Origin of the sequence: Longimicrobium sp. (assembly GCF_036280135.1) — a bacterium.
In the GTDB taxonomy this organism is placed as follows: domain Bacteria; phylum Gemmatimonadota; class Gemmatimonadetes; order Longimicrobiales; family Longimicrobiaceae; genus Longimicrobium.
In genome coordinates this window covers 1-2,893 of the sequence record NZ_DASURI010000932.1, presented here as the reverse complement: position 1 = coordinate 2,893, position 2,893 = coordinate 1, and the positions used below count along the sequence as shown (strand labels likewise).

The window sequence follows — 2,893 nt, the reverse complement described above, 5'->3', positions numbered from 1 at the left end:
CACGTGCACCGGTCGCGCTACCACCGCGCGGCGTTCGGCGCGGCGGCCGCGTACGTCCCCGTCGTCGCGCTCGTGATCAGCCTCACGCTTCTGCTGACGGACTGACGGACTGACGGCTCATCCCGCCGAATCTCGCGATCTAGGTCGGCCCGCGCCCCGGATGAAGGCGCGGGCCGGTCGCGTTCCGTGCCCTCCGCCCGAGCCCGCGCGGTCGGCATTCCGCGGGCGATCGCAGATCCAGGCCAGGCATCCTTTTCCTGATCGCGATCGGGTGGATGATGCGCACCGGCGGGTTCCGCGCTCCTAGGCCGATCCCATGCCTCTTTGAAAAAACGCGGATGCCGTCCCCTCGCCGAAAGCAGCCCCGCTCCCAAGGGACGCCGTCCCTCTGCTGGTTCCTCCGGTCCGCGACCGGCCGTCGCGGTGGCAATCATCGAGCTCTTACAACCGCCCCCCGCGGGGTCTTGGGGGAGGTGCGAACTTGGCAACGGTTTTCGAGTAGGTGTAGAGCCGTTTCTCACCCGTGCTGTCATTCTGAGGTCGGCGGGCGCCGGCTGAGACTGTCCCGTCGCGTAGTGCATCGGGCGCCGGCCGGCCGAAGAATCTGGTTGCCGGAGTGCACGGTCTCGCCTGCGCGCTGAGTTCGCGCGCGGGGTCCAGCACGGGCGAGGTCTGTGCGCGGCCCGACCAGATTCTTCGGTCGGAAGGCGCCCTTGACTCCGTGCGGCGGGACGGACCGCACCGGGCGCCTTCCTCCGCTCAGAATGGCAGCATGCATGGCCGGAAACAACTTCAAGCCCATGCGAGATCTGCTGTAAAAGCGAGCGGAGGGGGTGCTCGCGCGGAGTCTGCCACACGCTCGCGACGATCTTCTCAGGCTCCTGGGCCGCTGATCCCGCTAGCCAAATGCCCACGGCCGCCCTTCGCTCACTTCGAGGGCGGCCGTACTCGTGTCCTCGTCCGCGAAATGGCCTGATTTTGCTGATGACTCTCGTATGCTGTATACCACACGGGACCTGATTGCGACATCTCTGTCCCATGTTCGCCCCGTTCGTGGCGGATGTGTCTCATTTTGACGCGTGCCACTTGCCGTGAAAACATCCTAAGTAGCGATGGAATCGATGTTTACAATGTTTGTTGATTCCGGTCCACTCGTTGCCCAGATTACCGTACGAAAGATCGACACCTCGGAGTGACGGTAGACACGGCCATGACGCCCGAGCGGCAGCAGCTGGTGAAGGATAGCTGGGAAGCGGTGGAGCCCATGAGCGACGTGGCGGCGGCCCTGTTCTACGGGCGGCTGTTCGAGCTGGACCCCAGCCTGCGCCACCTCTTTCGCGGCGACATGACCGAGCAGGGGCGCAAGCTCACCCAGACCCTGTCCGTGGTGGTGCGCGGCTTGGACCGGCTGGAGGAGCTGGTGCCGGCCGTGGAGTCCATGGGGCGCCGGCACGGCGCGTACGGCGTGCAGGACAGCCACTACGAGACCGTCAAGGCCGCCCTGCTGTGGATGCTGGACCGCGCGCCGGGCCCGCGGCTCACCCCCCAGGCGCGCGACGCCTGGGCCGAGGCGTACGGCCTGCTGGCCACGGTCATGAAGCGCGCGGCGGCCCGCATTCCCGGCCTGCCCCCCACCGGGCCCGCGCACGGCGTTCGTGCCATTGCCGCGGACTGAGGATTGCATGGCACCGCGCGCGCCGAGAAAGCCATCCGTTCACCCGAAACCGCGTCCGCGGACGGGACGCGGTCACTTGCACCAACCGGAGTACTGATGGGCACGTCCTTTCGCCTGTTCGCCGTCCTGCTCATTGGACTGGCACTGGGCGCGGCCGCGGTATCCCCCCGGCACACCACCGGCGGAGGTTCCGCGGACTTCACGGGAAGCTGGATCACCTGGGCGGCCCCGGCGGCCGCGGGCGAGCGCCCCGTGTGCCGGCGCCTGCTGGTGGGCGACGCCGGCCCCGACGTGCGCGAGGGCGCGTGGGACGCCCCCGGCTGGAACGGGCAGGTGAGCGGCACCGTCAGCCGCGGCGACCGCGGCACCCTGCTGCGGGGCGAGTGGCGCGACGGGCAGATCGCCGGCACCATCGAGCTGGCCCTGCGCGACCCCGACACCTTCGAGGGCACCTTCAACGGCGCGGGCCTCCCCGCGCCCCAGCGGTGGAAGGGCGTGCGCGCCAGCGGCAGCACCGGCCTGCCCCACGTCCCCTGCCGGATGGAGAACTAGCCGCCGCGGGGCACCAATGGACCACGCGGAGGCACCCGCCTCCGCGCCGTTTTCCGCCCCGGCCGGCCGGTTCCGCCCTCCGCCGCTCCCCGGCCGCCTGTTTACAAAGCGTTGCGGGGTTGACGCTTTCCCGCCGTTCGCCTAGCTTTTGGCCCATGCCGAGACCCGAGCCCACCGCCCGCGCCACCGCGTCCGCGTCTACCGCGGCCGACACCGAAGGCACCCTGCGCCTGTCCGTGCTCAACCTGGCCCTGCTGGGCGCCGGGCTGGCGGCCATCGTCGGGGGCTTCATGCTGCTGGGCGGCGGGAGCATCACGGCCAGCACCCTGCTGCTGGTGCTGGGCTTCGCGGTGCTGGTGCCGCTGGGCATCATCCTGTAGCGGCACACACGCGGGCGCTTAGCTCAGCTGGTTAGAGCACCGGTTTTACACACCGGGGGTCGGGGGTTCGAATCCCTCAGCGCCCATTCCCCATCGGAGCTTTCTTCGCGCGCCGGCATCCCGGCGCGCGGACGTTTTTTCATCCGCCCCACGCACATTTCGGGACGTACGGTCTACGTCCCCGCTTTCCATGACCACGCAGGCATCCTCCCCGCATCCCCCCGCGGCAGAGTCGTTCCGGCCTTTCTTCGACCGCCATCCCGAGCCCATGTGGGTGGTGGACGAC

General features: G+C 69.4%; 3 protein-coding genes and 1 tRNA gene. All 4 read left to right on the top strand.

Translation table 11 applies throughout. The annotated features are described in order from the left end of the window. Positions 1-1,192: 1,192 nt before the first annotated feature. The 4 genes from VFZ20_RS29975 (at position 1,193) to VFZ20_RS29960 (ending at position 2,693) form a co-directional block, all read left to right on the top strand. Positions 1,193-1,675, top strand: coding sequence for a globin family protein (locus tag VFZ20_RS29975; protein WP_329687643.1), 483 nt, complete (start codon positions 1,193-1,195; stop codon positions 1,673-1,675). Between the two features lie 96 nt (positions 1,676-1,771). Further along, positions 1,772-2,227 (top strand): hypothetical protein, encoded by a 456-nt coding sequence (locus VFZ20_RS29970; protein ID WP_329687642.1) that lies wholly within the window; start codon positions 1,772-1,774, stop codon positions 2,225-2,227. Positions 2,228-2,382: 155 nt separating this feature from the next. Further along, on the top strand, positions 2,383-2,607 hold the full coding sequence (locus VFZ20_RS29965; RefSeq protein ID WP_329687641.1) for a hypothetical protein: 225 nt from the start codon (positions 2,383-2,385) through the stop codon (positions 2,605-2,607). 12 nt (positions 2,608-2,619) lie between these two features. Further along, positions 2,620-2,693 (top strand) — tRNA-Val (locus VFZ20_RS29960). Positions 2,694-2,893: the final 200 nt, after the last annotated feature.